This is a genomic window from Actinomadura sp. 3N508 (assembly GCF_044326375.1).
GTDB lineage: Bacteria > Actinomycetota > Actinomycetes > Streptosporangiales > Streptosporangiaceae > Spirillospora.
Genome location: NZ_JBIRAX010000010.1, coordinates 68,518 through 82,843, shown reverse-complemented (window position 1 = coordinate 82,843; position 14,326 = coordinate 68,518). Strand labels below are relative to the sequence as shown.

Genomic DNA, 14,326 nt, shown 5'->3' with positions numbered 1-14,326 from the left:
CGGCGGCAGGCTAGGCGGCGGCCCCGGCGGAGGGCTGGGTCCCGGCGGCGCCGAGACGGTGGTGGACACCACCCCCGGCACCGGCGAAACCCCAGGCGGGAAGGACGGCGGCTCCGGGGAGTCCGGCGGCTCCGGCGGCATCCTGCGGTCCGGCGCGATCATGGCGGTGGGGACGCTCGCGTCCCGCATCACCGGCTTCCTGCGCACCGCGGTCATCGTCGCCGCGCTCGGCACCGGACTGCTCGCCAACGCCTACAACACCGCCAACACGATCCCGAACCAGATCTACGACCTGCTGCTCGGCGGCATCCTGACCAGCGTCGTCGTCCCGCTGCTGGTGCGCGCCAAGGAACGCGACCGCGCCTACGGCGAGCGGTACGAGCAGCGCGTGTTCACCCTCGCGGTGATCGGCCTCGCCGTGCTCACCGTCGCGGCGGTCTTCGCCGCGCCGCTGTTCATCGACGTCCTCGCGGGCAGCTACACCGGCGACCAGCGCAGGGTCGCCATCCTCTTCGCGCAGTTCTTCCTGCCGCAGATCTTCTTCTACGGCGTCGGCGCGTTCGCCGGGGCGATCCTCAACACGCGCGGCAGCTTCGCCGCGCCGATGTGGGCGCCGGTGCTGAACAACCTCGTCGTGATCGCGATCGGCGGCGCGTTCCTGGCGATCACGACGGGACGGGTCGACCCGTCCAGCATCTCCGACGGGCAGCTGCTGCTGCTGTCCATCGGCACCACGGGCGGGATCGTCCTGCAGACGCTGGCGCTGTGGCCGTCGCTGCGCCGCGTCGGGTTCCGGTGGCGGCCCCGCCTCGACTTCCAGCGCGGCGAGCTCGGCGAGGTCGGGCGGATGGCCGGCTGGACGCTCCTCTACGTCGTCGCGACCCAGGCCGGGTTCGCCGTCGTCACCGCCCTCGCGAACCGGGCCGGGAACCTCGCCGTCGACGAGGGGCTCGGCGAGGGCTACGGCTACACGCCGTACTTCAACGCCTACCAGCTCTTCCAGCTGCCCTACGCGATCGTCGGCGTCTCGGTGATCACCGCGCTGCTGCCGCGGATGAGCCGGTTCGCGGCGGAGGGCAAGACCGCCGACGTGCGCGCCGCGTTCTCCAGCGGGCTCCGGCTCTCCTCGGTGATCATCATGCCGGCGGCGGCGCTGATGCTGGTGCTCGGCCCGGAGATCACGACGGTGCTGTTCGCGCACGGGAACACCTCGTCCGAGGACGCCCTGGTCATCGCGCGCGTCATGCAGATGTTCGCGATCGCGCTCGTGCCGTTCTCCACCTACCAGCTGATGCTGCGGGTCTTCTACGCCCACGGCGACACGCGGACGCCAGCGCTGGTCGGGCTCGTGTCCGTCACGTCCAACATCATCATGGCGTTCACGGCCTACAGCGTCCTCGGCGTCAAGTGGATCGTGGTCGGCATCGCGGCCGGTTTCGCCGTCGCGAACACGGTCGGCGCCCTCACCTGCTGGCTGGTGCTGCGCCGCAAGCTCGGCGGCATCGACGGCCGCCGCATCGTCGGCGGGCATCTGAAGCTCCTCGTCGCGATCTGGCCGCTGGTCGGGTTCGCCTACGCCACGCACACCGTCGCGGACGCGGTCGGCGACAGCGGCACGCTGCTGCCCGCGCTGGTCACCCTGGCGGTCGGCTCCGCCGGTGGCGGCCTGCTGTACCTCGTCTTCGCCAAGCTGATGCGGGTGGACGAGGTCCAGGCCGTGATCGCCACCTTCGCCCGCAAACTCCCCGGCCGCTGACCCTTGCGCCGCGGCTCGCGGACGCCCGCGCCGCAGCCCGCGGACGCCACGCCCTCAACTGGACCCCTCAACCGAACCCCTCGACTGGCCCCCTTGAAGCCGACGGCGGTGCGCCCACTGGGTGGGCCAGGCAAAGTAAAGACACAAAGTAAAAAGGACGCGCGGCGATAAGGGGGCCACCGGAAGGAGTAGCCACTACCATGTGGGGGACTACGGCTTGCGGGGCGACACCCTGGGGAACGCAAAGAGGAGGGTCGGAGGCGTAAGCTGCCACGCCACGAACATGGGATCTGACCACCTGTGCAGGACGCTGCCTTGAGCACGTCAGTCATCGAGCCCGGCACCCGTCTCGCCGGACGCTACCGTCTCGAAAAGCGCATCAGCGACTCGGGTGGATCGTCACTCTGGAAGGCCATCGACGAGATCCTCGCGCGGGCCGTCGCCGTCCGCACCTTCGACCCGGAGTTCCCCCGGATCGTCGAGGTCGTCACCTCCGCCCGCGCCGCCAGCCGGCTGACCGACCCGCGGCTCACCCAGGTCTTCGACGCCGACGACGGCGGCGAGAGCGCCTACGTCGTCAGCGAATGGGTCGTCGGCGAGACCCTGGAGGCGATGCTCGCCAAGGCGCCGCTCGAACCCGGACGCGCCGCGACGCTGCTGTACGAGGCGTCCGAGGCGATCGCCGCCGCGCACGCCGCCGGGCTGGCGCACCTCTGCCTCGCGCCCCGCGACCTCGTCTGGACGACCGGCGGCACCGTCAAGATCCTCGGCATCGCGACCGACGCCGTCCTCGGCGACAAGTACGCCGACGACCCCGCGGGCGAGGACGTCCGCGGCCTAGGCCGGATGCTGTACGCCGCCCTCACCGCGCACTGGCCCGGCGACGAGGCCGGATCCGACCTCCCCGCCGCGCCCACCGCCGGCGGCGAAGGCGTCCCGCACGCGCCCCGCCAGGTCCAGGCCGGGATCTCGCACGCGATCGACGCGATCGTGTGCCGCTGCCTCGGCATCGGGCAGGCCGAGCCGCTCGCGTCCCCCGCCGACCTGGCCAGGGCACTGCGCGGCGTGCCCCGCACTCCGCTGCCGCTGTTCGCCGGTCTGGGCAACCCCCAGCCGCCGGCGCCGCCTACTCGTCCCGTCCAGCAGGCCACGCCGCAGCCCCCGCCGCGGCAGGCGCCGCACGGGACGTCCCGCCGCCGTTCCAGGGCTTCGGCGCCTGGCCCCACGCAGCCGCATCATTCGCCCGCGGGCGAGCAGCCGGCGTCGTCGCACGTCCCGCCGCCGAGGGTGCGGAACCGGCACGACGCCCAGATGCCGCCGGCGTCCACGTCCACCCGCACGGCGCCCGCCCACGGACACGGCGGACACGGAAGCCATGGCGCTCCCCGCCGTCCGGGCGGCAACCGCGCGCTCCTCGGCGTCGCCGCGGCCGCGCTCACCGTCATCGTCGGCCTCGGCGCCTGGGCACTGTCCGGCGACGGTTCCGGCAACAACCGCGCCGCGGACCCGAAGACGTCCACCACGCCCAAGGCCGACTCCGCCGTAAAGCTCCCCGTCGACAGCGCGGAGGGCCTCGACCCCGTTGGCCAGGACGGCGGTGAGGGCAAGAAGAAGGGCGCCCTCGCCATCGACGGCAAGGCCGGCACCGTGTGGCGGAGCTCGTACTACACCTCGCCGGAGTTCGGGAACCTCAAGCAGGGCGTCGGCCTGCTGCTCGACATGGGTCGGCAGGTCACGGTCAGCGAGATCAGGGCCCAGCTCCCCGAGTCCGCCGGCGCGACGATCCAGCTGAAGCTCGGCGACACGTCCGACCCGAACTCGATGCAGAAGGTCCAGACGGTCACGACATCGGGCTCCGGCTCCACGTCGTTCTCGGTACCCGGGCAGCGCACCGCACGCTACGTGCTGCTCTGGTTCACCAAGCTCTCCAGCGGCTCGGACGGCCAACTGCGCGCCGAGATCAGCGAAGTCACCGTCCACGGCTCAGCGGGCTAACCCGCCCCCGAAGACCTAGCCGCTCACCCACCAGACGCGCTGCCCGCGTTCTTGGGGGTACGCATGACCTTTGGGGATGCGTTCGCCCTCGGGAGATGCGTTCTCGGGACACATCGGCCTTGGAGTTACTCGCGGATTCGTCCGCTGAGCGCTGCGCCGGGACGCCCCGATTGGGACGCCCCGGCTCCAGAACCTGACGATCAGGCCCAGTTCATGCACTTGGTGCCGAGCCCGCTGCCCGGCAGGCCCGTCGCGCAGATCCGCATCTGCACCGACCGCGTCGGGTGGGTGGCTCGGTGGATCGACAGCCGTCCGGTGCCGCGCGCCGGCGTGACCTTCCCCAGGTTGGAGCGGCTGTGCCAGCGCCATTTCTTACCGATGTAGACCTGATAGCGAATCTGCATGTAGGCGTACGTGTCGGTGGACGTGTTCTTCACCGTGCCCTTGACGGCGACCTTCGTCCCGTTCCAGTAGATCTTCATCGAGGCTCGGCCTTCGGCGTGCCTGCTGTTGGCCGTCCGGGAGTGTTTGGCCTTGATGCCGCCCTTGACCCAATCCCCCGCCGCCGCCGCGGGGGAGGCTGTTAAGCCCGTGATCAGGGTGAGCGTGGCCGCGACTGTGAGAACGCGCGTCGTACGCGTACGCATGTGAACACCTTCCGTCCAACTCGATCGTGATCATGTTCCACAGAAATGCTGACTGCATAGTCACCATAGAGTCAAACTGACCTCCGCAAACGGACGTTCCCGTCTGGCACGGCGGTGGCGGAGTAGCGGCGCTGAAAGCGCACATCTCCTCCGAACGGCCCATGGATTCCTGTGGACGTGGCGTCTAGGAGGCCGGGTGACCTCGGAGAGGTCACCGTCTACAGAACTGGGTGGGCGAACCTGTCCCGTGGCGACTACAAGGGCTGTGACGTGGAGCGGCGCATGTCTGTATCGTGCCTGTAAGCAGATGTCCCTTCGCCCCCAGGAACCTGTGGTGCCAACCCCAGCAGCCGGTCGCGGATACCCGGCACCATCCGGGCGTCCCGAACGAGAAAGCGGTCGCTCATGACGTCGGTGAGCATGCGTCGCGTCGACGAGGTGCCCGACAAGGAGCTCCTCGCCCGCCATGCCCAGGGGGACCCGCACGCCTTCGCCGAACTCGTCCACCGCCACCGCGACCGCATGTGGGCCGTAGCGCTGCGCACGCTCGGCGACCCTGAGGAGGCCGCGGACGCGCTGCAGGACGCCTGCCTTTCGGCGTTCCGCGCCGCCGGCCGGTTCCGCGGGGACGCCGCCGTCACCACCTGGCTGCACCGCATCGTCGTGAACGCCTGCCTGGACCGCGTCCGGCGCAAGTCCGTCCGCCCGGCGACGCCGATGGGCGACGACGCCACGTTCGACGCCGTCGCGCCGAAGATGCCCGACCCGACGGACGCGCACGGCGTTTCCCTCGACGTCCACAGCGCGCTCGGGCAGTTGCCGTTCGAGCAGCGTGCCGCGCTCGTCCTCGTCGACATGATGGGCTACTCCGTCGACGACGCCGCGCAGGTCATGGAGGTCCCGCCCGGCACGATCAAGAGCCGCTGCGCGCGCGGCCGCGCCAGGCTCGCCCCCCTTCTCGGCCATCACCGGAACCGACGGGAACGCAAAAACGTCGGAGGTGTGGAAGGAGGTGGCATGCCAAAGTGAACCCCGCACACCTTGACTACGACGTCCTGGCCGACCTGGCCGAAGGACTGCTCGAAGACGACGAAGCCGCCTCCGTCAGCGCGCACCTCGACACCTGCGCCGACTGCCGCGACCTGTCCGCCGACCTTGCGGACGTGTCCCGGCTCCTGGCGGAGGCTCCCGCGCCGTCCATGCCCGCCGAACTGGCCGACCGCATCGACACCGCCATCGCCGCGGAGTCGCTGAACACCACGGCCGTGGCGAGCCTGGAGGAGCGGCGCGGAAGGCGGCATTGGCGGATCCTGTCGGCCGCCGCCGCGGCCGTGATCGTGCTCGGCGGCGGAGCGGCGGTGGGGACGGTCGCCCTGGACAACACCAGCGGCGACCAGGGCCAGGCATCGGCCCCACCGCAGGACAACGCACGCACCGGCATCACCGGAAGCCAGAAGGAGAGCGACGGCATGGCGCCGAACGCGGCGCCCGCACCCGCTTTCGCGGTCTCCAGCAGCGGCACCGACTACCGCGCCGGGACGCTCGCCGCCCAGGTCGGCCAGGTCACAGCGGCCAACCAGAAGCTGAGCGCCCCCGAAGGACCGGACACCCGGCTGCGCGGCTGCGTCCTCGCCCTCGTCGGCGAACGGAAACCCGTCCTCGTAGACCAGGCCCGGTACGAGGGAAATCCGGCGACCGTCATCGCCACTCCCGGCGACAAGCCCGGCAAGCTGAACGTGTGGGTCGTCGCCCCTGACTGCTCAGCCCAGAACCAGAACGTGCTGGACAAGGTAAAGAACGCCTGACCACAATCCCCGAAGGCCATGGACACCGGCAACCGTCCATGGCCTTTCCCCTGCACGCCATCCACCACCTCAAAGCCTAGAGCCCGCCGACACCGACCCACCAGCCCAGGCGGAACGCCAGCCTCCGCAAGACGCCAAGCCAAGGTGACGCAAGGCCAGGCGGAACGCCAGGTCAGGCGGAACGCCAAGCTTCGCGGGACGCCAAGCAAGTCGGAACGCCAGATCAGACGGAACGGCAAGCCAGGCCGGAACGATGCCAGGCGAGACGGAACGGCGAGTCAGTCGGGGACGACGGGTTAGTCGGGGCGACAGAGGATCAGAGGGTCGCGAGGAACTCCAGCGCGATCGTCCAAGCCCGTTCGGCGGCCTCGGCGTCGTAGTCGGGCAGGTCCGGGTCGGTGAACAGGTGCCCGACGCCCCGGTAGCGGAAGACCTCCACGTCCGCGCCCGCCTTCTGCATCCGCAGGTACCAGGCGTTCAGCCAGTCGACGGGCTCCCAGGTGTCCGGGTCGGCGACGTGCAGCTGCACCGGGATTTCGGTGGACGCGTCATCCGCCATGTCGGACGTCCCGTGCATCAGCAGCAGCCCGCCCGCCTTGGCGTCGCCGAACGCCAGGTTCTGCGCGAGAGAGCCGCCCAGCGAGAACCCCGCGTAGACGAGACCGCCGTCTCCCACCAGCGGAGCGGCGGCCGCCACCGCGCGCCGTAGCAGCTCGTCCCGCCCGATCTCCTCCTTGATCTCGATGCCGGCCTCGGGCTCGTCGACGACCCGTCCGTCGTACAGGTCCGGAACGTGGACCTCATGCCCCGCCGAGCGAAGCCTGCCCGCCGCCTGCAGAACCGCGGGCCGCAGCCCGTACATCGAGTGAAGAAGCAGAACACGCGCCATGCACCACACCCTACGACTGCCAAGAACCGCCCAACGCCCCAGTCACTCGCGCCTGAGAGCACCACGCGGCGCGTAGCACGATCCACTGTGACCACCCCGGAGCAGCCGCACGCCAGTGGTTGGAACCAGTTCCGGACCATCAGCGAGGCCCAGGCCAACTCCCGGCGCCAGCCCACTGCCGGACGATCAGCGAGATACAGAGGCTGGCTCTCGAACAAAGTGATGCGCTGACCGCCCCGCGGGCCATCTGCGAAGCGCCAAGCGGCAACCGGACGATCAAGCATGGTGCGGACCAGTTCCTAGACCCCGACCATGAGATGCGGATCGGCCCCCGGACTGACAGCGAGGCGCGGGCGGGCTCCCTCCGGACCACAAGCCAGGCGCTAGCCGCTCTGTTGGACGATCGAGGGGATACGAGCCGATCCAGATGATCCGCGAAACGACGTCCAGTCGCTGGGCGGGTCGGCAAGGCGGCGACCGCCGGCCGGGCGATCGGTGGGGCGGGCGGGTCGGCCGCGGCGTGCCGGGAATCCTCGGGGCCTAGGATCGGTTGACGCGATTGGCAGGCCAGGTCGCGCGGCACGGCGGCCAATGAGGAGAGGCAGAACAGTGAGCGACGTCCGTAACGTCATCATCATCGGCTCGGGCCCCGCGGGCTATACGGCCGCCATCTACGCGGCCCGCGGCGACCTCAAGCCGCTGGTGTTCGAGGGGTCGGTGACGGCCGGCGGTGCGCTGATGAACACCACCGACGTGGAGAACTTCCCCGGGTTCCCGGACGGCATCATGGGCCCCGACCTGATGGACAACCTACGCAAGCAGGCCGAACGCTTCGGCGCCGAGCTGATCACCGACGACGTCACCGAGGTCGACCTCACCGCCGACCCGAAGGTCGTCAAGGTCGGTGACGAGACCTACCTCGCCAGGACCGTGATCGTGGCGACCGGGTCCGGCTACCGCGAGCTGGGTCTGCCGGACGAGAAGCGCCTCTCCGGACGCGGCGTGTCCTGGTGCGCGACCTGCGACGGCTTCTTCTTCCGCGAGCAGGACATCGCGGTCGTCGGCGGCGGCGACACCGCCATGGAGGAGGCGATCTTCCTGACCAAGTTCGCCCGCTCCGTCACCGTGATCCACCGCCGCGACCAGCTCCGCGCCTCCAAGATCATGCAGGACCGGGCCTTCGCCAACGAGAAGATCAAGTTCCTCTGGGACAGCGAGGTGACCGCGATCCACGGCGACGACCGGGTCACGAGCGTCACCGTCCGCAGCACCAAGAGCGGCGAGCCGTCCTCGCTGGAGATCACCGGGCTGTTCATCGCGATCGGGCACGACCCGCGCAGCGAACTGTTCGCCGGGCAGCTCGAGACCGACACCGACGGCTACCTGCTCGTGGACGCGCCGTCCACCAGGACGAAGGTTCCCGGCGTGTTCGCCTGCGGTGACGTGGTCGACCACATCTACCGCCAGGCCATCACCGCCGCAGGGACCGGCTGCTCGGCCGCGATCGACGCCGAGCGGTGGCTGCAGGATCGGGACGCCGCGGACACCGTGCCGCAAGCCTGAACCGCGCCTCCGTCACGCCACGTCCCACTAGCTGCTTCCTGCCGCAGGTCGCGGTCGTTCCTCGCTGGCTGAGGTGCTGCCCGTGTCTGAACGGCCGCGTTCGACGACCCGGGCAAGCACCAGGCCGGCGCGCTGTCCACAGCGAGTGGACAAACGGCAGTCGGCAGACCATCCACCGCACGCGCAACACCCCGACCGGGGCCGGGATCGCTCCAGGCGAGCGGCCGAGCCCGAGATACACGCCCCACCACCCGGCAGGGCACGCCAACCGGCCGGCGGCACCGACCGGCAGGCGGCCCGAATGGGGGAGCACGCGACGAGTGCCGCCACCCGAACTGGATCGCAGCAAGGGTCCGAACGCTGGATGACCGGCCCGACAGGCCGGGCGGCTGATGAATTCGCTGGGCGGGCACGTTCGTCCGGCAGTATCGGGCGGGGGTGTCCCCGCCGCCCGCACGACAGGAGAAGGAGAACCATGAAAGCCGTGACCGACGCCGACTTCGCGACCGAGGTGCTGAAGAACGAGAAGCCCGTCCTCGTCGACTTCTGGGCGGAGTGGTGCGGCCCGTGCCGGATGGTTGCACCGATCCTCGAAGAGATCCTCAAGGAGCACGGCGACAAGATCGAGATCGTCAAGCTCAACATCGACGAGAACCCGAAGGTGCCGCAGAAGTACGGCGTCTTGCAGATCCCGACGATGAACATCTACAAGGACGGTGAGGTCGTCAAGCAGATCATGGGCGCCAAGCCGAAGGCCGCCCTCCTGCGCGACCTGGCCGAGTTCCTCTGACGGCCTTGCGCTGCACTCAGCCGACGGCGCTGCGCTGTTTCTGGACCTCGTCGTCTCCCGCGGCGAGCGCGAAAGCGTGTGGCCCGCCCTCCTTCGTCAGGAGTGCGGGCCACACGAATAAACCGGCTCAGAACGCCTCAGACGGGGCGTAGTGCCCCCTCCGGTGTCATGGACCCCAGGAGTCGTTCCAGCGCCACCTCGACGTCCTCACGCCACGACAGGGCCGACTTCAACTCCAGCCGCAGCCGCGGATACCGGTGATGCGGCCGGACGGTCTTGAACCCGACCGACAGCAGGTAGTCGGCGGGCACCATGCATCCGCCGTCCTCACCCTTCAGGTCGCCGAACGCCTCGATCGCCTTCACCGTCCGCCGGGTGAGGTCCTTCGCGACGCCCTGGACGAGCATCCGGCCGAGCCCACCGCCCGCGAACTCCGGGAGGATGTGCGCGGTCATCAGCAGTACCGCGTCCGCGCTGACCGGGCTCGTCGGGAACGCCACCGAGCGCGGCACGTACAGCGGCGGCGCGTACAGCACGAAGCCCGCAGGCACGTTGTCGACGTACACGATCTTGCCGCAGCTGCCCCACTCCAGCAGCGTCGAGGAGATCCAGGCCTCTTTCTCCAGGCCCGAATCGCCACTCTCGAACGCCCTGTCCCGGCTCACCGGGTCCAGCTCCCAGAACACGCAGCCGCGACAGCGGTGCGGCAGATCGTTCAGATTGTCCAGCGTGATGTTGACGAGACGACGCGACACTGGGCGGCACCCCCTGTTGCGATCCTCGCCCCGCCGACCTGGAACCTCTGGCCGGGCCGTCGGTTCCGGGGCGGAACGCCGCTCCGCTGAAGTTCCCGGCAACATTCCGGGATCCTTGGGCATCGTATCGGACAGGGGAGCAATACCCGGCTCGGCACACCTTCGCACCAACCGCCGTCCGGCCGACCTGCACACTCCCCCATCGGCCGGCGAACGGGGGACGCCCGGACGACACGGAGGTCGCACGACCATCCGGACAGGACGCCGACCAGGACGCCACACGTCCACGGCCAATACAGCGAAGCGCCGATCGGGTGGCGGAACTCTCCGGCAAGGCGGACAGGAGCAGCCCAATGGCCACTCACTCGAACGAGGCGACACACCCTCGCAGCCGGTGCGCGCCGGAGCGGCCGACAGACATGCCTGTATTCGCACGGACGACGACGCAGCACCGCCCACCCAACCGACACACGCTCCAGCGAACCGGCACGACCTCTCCGATCGGATCATCGCTCGCAACGCCACGTCTGTTCCCCAATGCGAGCCGCACAGCCGAAGCCGACCAGCCAGACGACGACGCCACGCCCTCACAGACGAAGCGGGACGCCCGATCCGGACGCCTCGCCCAGGGGTTCGCAGGAAGCGCCCCTGCCAGATGCCGTAGTTTGCAGGCAAGCCAGTCCACCTCGGAGGTGCCACGTGGAACAGCACTCGCGCACGGATGCCTACACCGATCGCTACGCCGCCCGTGCCGCCGGCATGGTGCCCTCCGAGATCCGGGCTCTGTTCGCGATGGTCGCCCGTCCCGAGGTGGTCTCGCTCGCGGGCGGGGCGCCGTACGTCTCGGCACTTCCGCTGGACGCCGTTGGCCGGCTGATCGGCGACCTCGTCGCGGGCAAGGGCGCCGAGGTGCTGCAGTACGGCTCCGCGCAGGGCGACGAACAGCTCCGTGAGCACATCTGCGACGTGATGGCGCTGGAGGGCATCCACGCGTCCGCGGACGACATCGTCGTCACGGTCGGCGCCCAGCAGGCGCTCGACCTCATCACCAAGATCTTCGTGGATCCGGGGGACGTCGTCCTCGCCGAGGCCCCGTCCTACGTCGGCGCGCTCGGTACGTTCGCCGCCTACCAGGCCGACGTTGTCCACGTACCGCTCGACGAGGCGGGGCTCATTCCAGCCGCGCTCCGCGAGACCCTCGCGAACCTCCGGGCGCAGGGGCGCCGGGTCAAGTTCCTCTACACCGTCCCGACGTTCCAGAACCCCGCGGGAGTCACCCTCACCACCGCCCGCCGCGCGCAGATCCTCGAAATCTGCGCCGAGTACGACGTCCTGGTCATCGAGGACAACCCGTACGGGCTCCTCGGCTTCGAGGACGAGCCCATGCGCGCCCTCCGCGCCGACGACGCCCAGCGGGTCATCTACCTCGGCTCGTTCTCCAAGACGATCGCGTCCGGTCTCCGGGTCGGCTGGGTGCTCGCGCCGCATGCGGTGCGGGCCAAGCTCGTCCTGGCCGCCGAGTCAGCGATCCTTTGCCCGTCGAACTTCTCGCAGCTCGCCGTTCGCGAGTACCTCGCCACCCAGCCGTGGCGAGAGCAGATCAAGGACTTCCGCGAGCTCTACCGGGCACGCCGAGACGCGATGCTCGAATCCCTCGAACAGCTCATGCCGGACGGCTGCACCTGGACCCGTCCCGCAGGCGGCTTCTTCGTCTGGCTCACGCTCCCCGAGGGCCTCGACGCCAAGGCCATGGCACCCCGCGCCATCGCCGAACGCGTCGCCTACGTCCCCGGCACCGGCTTCTATGCCGACGGAACCGGCCACCGCCACATGCGTCTCTCCTACTGCTTCCCCGAGCCGCACCGGATCCGCGAGGGCGTCCGGCGTCTCGCCGCGGTGGTGGAGCAGGAGGTCCGCCTCCGCGACACTTTCGGCAGGGCGGTCACGGGCGGCTCCACCGGCGTTCAGACGCCGGGGCCGGACGTCGTCTGAATGTTTCACGTGAAACGCACCGGGTCGCCGGGTCCTCGACACCGGGCCTAGGGCATGATCGCGTCGGACGGCACCACATGGAGCTCGTCCGGCGGGGGAGCCGGTACGTTCCGCCGTCACGGCACCATCCAGAGGGGCAGCAGTGGAACTCGGGCATGTCGTCGTCCTGGCTGGCGGACTCTCCTACGAGCGTGAGGTCTCGCTTCGCTCCGGCCGGCGCGTCACGGAGGCGCTGCGCGCCCTCGACATCCCCGTCGAACTCCGCGACGCGGACGCGACGCTCCTGGACTCCCTCTCCGACGATCCCCCGGACGCCGTGTTCCCCGTCCTGCACGGCGCGGCGGGCGAGGACGGCTCGATCCGGGACGTCCTCGAACTCCTGGACGTCCGCTACGTCGGCGCCCGCCCGGACGCCTGCCGGGTCGCGTGGGACAAGCCGACCGCCAAGGCCGTCGTCCGCCAGGCGGGCCTCCGCACACCGGACTCCGTCGCCCTCCCCAAAGAGGTCTTCCACGACCTCGGCGCCTCGTCCGTCCTCGACCACATCATCCGCAGCCTCGGCCTCCCCCTGTTCGTCAAGCCCACGCGAGGCGGCTCGGCGCTCGGCGCGTCCGTCGTCCACCAGGCCGCGGATCTCTCCGCCGCCATGGTCGGCTGCTTCGCCTACGGCGACGCCGCCCTCGTAGAGCGCTATGTCGCCGGCACCGAGATCTCCGTCAGCGTCGTCGAGCGCGACGGCACCCCGACCGCCATGCCCGCGGTCGAGATCGTCGCCCCCGGCGGCCTTTACGACTACACCGCCCGCTACGACGCCGGCGACACCGAATTCATCACCCCGGCCCGCCTGGACGCGGACGCCACCGCCCGCGCCACCACCGCTGCCGTCACCGCCCACCGCGCCCTCGGCCTCCGCGACCTCTCCCGCACCGACCTCATCGTCTCCCCCGACGGCGAAGTCCATTTCCTCGAAGTCAACGTGGCCCCCGGCATGACGGAAACCAGCCTCTTCCCACGCGCCATCAGCGTCGCCGGCCTGGACCTAGGCGAAGTCTGCCGAGACCTGATCCTCGCCCACTTCCCCTAAGCCCAACCGCCGACCCAAGCCGTCCCCAACGCAGCGCCACCAAATCCCCCGCGGCTCACCAAACGACCGACGCCACCCGTCGAACACCGAGCCCCCCTCTCCCAGTCGCGCTCCGAAGAATCCGATCCACCGAAGGCCGAGCCACACCGGACGCCCGCCAACCGCGACACGGGGGCTCACCGATGTCCGGACGTCGGAACCGTCGAGTGTCGCGGTCACAAGCCAGCAGTGACGGATGTCCGGCACTCTCTCGGCACGCGCCCCCCGCACCGAGCACCAGACGACGCCGGACGACGCCGGGCGCTGAGCACTCCCTGGACGCACCACCACCAATTCACAGTTCCTCGATACCCCGAACGCGACATCAACGAGGACCGCGACACACGGAAACACGAGCGTCACCACCCCGCAGGCACGCCTCGCCCAAGACGCCCGGCCACCGTGGTCGCCGCCGGTGCCCTCCAGGGCCACCATCCCGACCGCCTCCCTGCCGCCAAGCACGACCACGGTCACGGTGGCGGGTGACGGCGACGGGTGACGGTGGCGGTGGCGATGGCGGCGATGACGGTGGCGGTGGCGGCGGTGGCGACGGCGATGACGACAGCGGCGGTGGCGACGGCGATGACGATGACGACGATGACGACGGCGATGACGACAGTGGCGACCGGGGTGGTGGCGGCGGCGACCGCGACGGTGGCGGTGGCGGTGGCGACCGCGACAGTGGCGGTGGCGGCGGCGGCGGCCGACAGGGTCCGCCAATGCTGTTCCGGAAACCAACGACCTCGCCCCCGCGACAACTCCCGACTCCCCGTCCTCCGGACGTCCGCGACATCCACAACCGCGACACGTCGCCGCCAAGCGCCCAGTGTCCGGACAACGCCAACCTGACGCGCCGACCGCCGCTCACCCCACTACCGGAGATCCGGCGCCAACCACAGACTTCCGCCACAACACCCGTACGCCCGGTTCCTCCAACGCCGGGGACTCCTGGACGCTCCACGCCCCGCAGCACCCCACCACCCATGGTCGATCCGACACCCAAGACTCCCG

The 14,326-nt window shown here is 70.2% G+C and carries 12 protein-coding genes; 8 read left to right on the top strand and 4 right to left on the bottom strand.

All coding sequences use genetic code 11. From position 1 onward, the window contains the following. Nucleotides 1–61 precede the first annotated feature (61 nt). Both murJ and ACH34S_RS30620 read left to right on the top strand, forming a co-directional pair. A complete protein-coding gene (gene murJ, locus ACH34S_RS30625) occupies nucleotides 62–1,756 on the top strand; it encodes a murein biosynthesis integral membrane protein MurJ (RefSeq protein WP_395956313.1) in 1,695 nt (564 codons plus the stop codon). A 315-nt stretch (nucleotides 1,757–2,071) separates the two neighbouring features. Further along, on the top strand, nucleotides 2,072–3,751 hold the full coding sequence (locus tag ACH34S_RS30620) for an AMP-binding protein (RefSeq protein ID WP_395956312.1): 1,680 nt from the start codon (nucleotides 2,072–2,074) through the stop codon (nucleotides 3,749–3,751). A gap of 200 nt (nucleotides 3,752–3,951) precedes the next feature. Here the strand turns inward: ACH34S_RS30620 and ACH34S_RS30615 are convergent, their stop codons facing one another. Next, a complete protein-coding gene (locus ACH34S_RS30615) occupies nucleotides 3,952–4,398 on the bottom strand; it encodes a hypothetical protein (RefSeq protein ID WP_395956311.1) in 447 nt (148 codons plus the stop codon). A 405-nt stretch (nucleotides 4,399–4,803) separates the two neighbouring features. Here ACH34S_RS30615 and sigM point away from each other — a divergent pair, with 405 nt between their 5' ends. Both sigM and ACH34S_RS30605 read left to right on the top strand, forming a co-directional pair. Then, nucleotides 4,804–5,427 (top strand): RNA polymerase sigma factor SigM, encoded by a 624-nt coding sequence (sigM, locus tag ACH34S_RS30610; RefSeq protein ID WP_207936938.1) that lies wholly within the window; start codon nucleotides 4,804–4,806, stop codon nucleotides 5,425–5,427. Beyond that, nucleotides 5,424–6,203 (top strand): zf-HC2 domain-containing protein, encoded by a 780-nt coding sequence (locus ACH34S_RS30605; RefSeq protein ID WP_395956310.1) that lies wholly within the window; start codon nucleotides 5,424–5,426, stop codon nucleotides 6,201–6,203. Before sigM ends, ACH34S_RS30605 begins: the two co-directional genes overlap by 4 nt. 316 nt (nucleotides 6,204–6,519) lie before the next feature. Here the strand turns inward: ACH34S_RS30605 and ACH34S_RS30600 are convergent, their stop codons facing one another. Beyond that, nucleotides 6,520–7,092, bottom strand: coding sequence for a dienelactone hydrolase family protein (locus ACH34S_RS30600; protein ID WP_395956309.1), 573 nt, complete (start codon nucleotides 7,090–7,092; stop codon nucleotides 6,520–6,522). Between the two features lie 609 nt (nucleotides 7,093–7,701). On the opposite strand from ACH34S_RS30600, the gene trxB reads away from it, so the two are divergent. Both trxB and trxA read left to right on the top strand, forming a co-directional pair. Further along, nucleotides 7,702–8,655, top strand: coding sequence for a thioredoxin-disulfide reductase (gene trxB, locus ACH34S_RS30595; protein ID WP_395956308.1), 954 nt, complete (start codon nucleotides 7,702–7,704; stop codon nucleotides 8,653–8,655). A 475-nt stretch (nucleotides 8,656–9,130) separates the two neighbouring features. Continuing rightward, nucleotides 9,131–9,445 carry a thioredoxin gene (gene trxA, locus ACH34S_RS30590; protein WP_395956307.1) on the top strand — a complete coding sequence of 105 codons (315 nt, stop codon included), beginning with the start codon at nucleotides 9,131–9,133 and terminating at the stop codon, nucleotides 9,443–9,445. 137 nt (nucleotides 9,446–9,582) lie between these two features. Here trxA and ACH34S_RS30585 read toward each other — a convergent pair whose 3' ends face one another. Beyond that, complete coding sequence (locus ACH34S_RS30585; RefSeq protein WP_395956306.1) at nucleotides 9,583–10,200, bottom strand: GNAT family N-acetyltransferase; 618 nt, start codon at nucleotides 10,198–10,200, stop codon at nucleotides 9,583–9,585. Between the two features lie 759 nt (nucleotides 10,201–10,959). Between ACH34S_RS30585 and ACH34S_RS30580 the strand changes: the two genes are divergently transcribed. After that, nucleotides 10,960–12,192 (top strand): PLP-dependent aminotransferase family protein, encoded by a 1,233-nt coding sequence (locus tag ACH34S_RS30580; RefSeq protein ID WP_395956626.1) that lies wholly within the window; start codon nucleotides 10,960–10,962, stop codon nucleotides 12,190–12,192. Between the two features lie 142 nt (nucleotides 12,193–12,334). Next, nucleotides 12,335–13,276 carry a D-alanine--D-alanine ligase gene (locus ACH34S_RS30575; RefSeq protein ID WP_395956305.1) on the top strand — a complete coding sequence of 314 codons (942 nt, stop codon included), beginning with the start codon at nucleotides 12,335–12,337 and terminating at the stop codon, nucleotides 13,274–13,276. A gap of 509 nt (nucleotides 13,277–13,785) precedes the next feature. Here the strand turns inward: ACH34S_RS30575 and ACH34S_RS30570 are convergent. After that, on the bottom strand, nucleotides 13,786–14,073 hold the full coding sequence (locus ACH34S_RS30570) for a hypothetical protein (RefSeq protein ID WP_395956304.1): 288 nt from the start codon (nucleotides 14,071–14,073) through the stop codon (nucleotides 13,786–13,788). Nucleotides 14,074–14,326 lie beyond the last annotated feature (253 nt).

What these genes read in the sequence shown, in the direction of transcription:
- ACH34S_RS30615 (WP_395956311.1), bottom strand. Translation starts at nt 4,398, where the DNA reads ATGCGTACGCGTACGACGCGCGTTCTCACAGTCGCGGCCACGCTCACC.
- sigM (WP_207936938.1), top strand. Translation starts at nt 4,804, where the DNA reads ATGACGTCGGTGAGCATGCGTCGCGTCGACGAGGTGCCCGACAAGGAG.
- ACH34S_RS30600 (WP_395956309.1), bottom strand. Translation starts at nt 7,092, where the DNA reads ATGGCGCGTGTTCTGCTTCTTCACTCGATGTACGGGCTGCGGCCCGCG.
- trxA (WP_395956307.1), top strand. Translation starts at nt 9,131, where the DNA reads ATGAAAGCCGTGACCGACGCCGACTTCGCGACCGAGGTGCTGAAGAAC.
- ACH34S_RS30580 (WP_395956626.1), top strand. Translation starts at nt 10,960, where the DNA reads ATGGTGCCCTCCGAGATCCGGGCTCTGTTCGCGATGGTCGCCCGTCCC.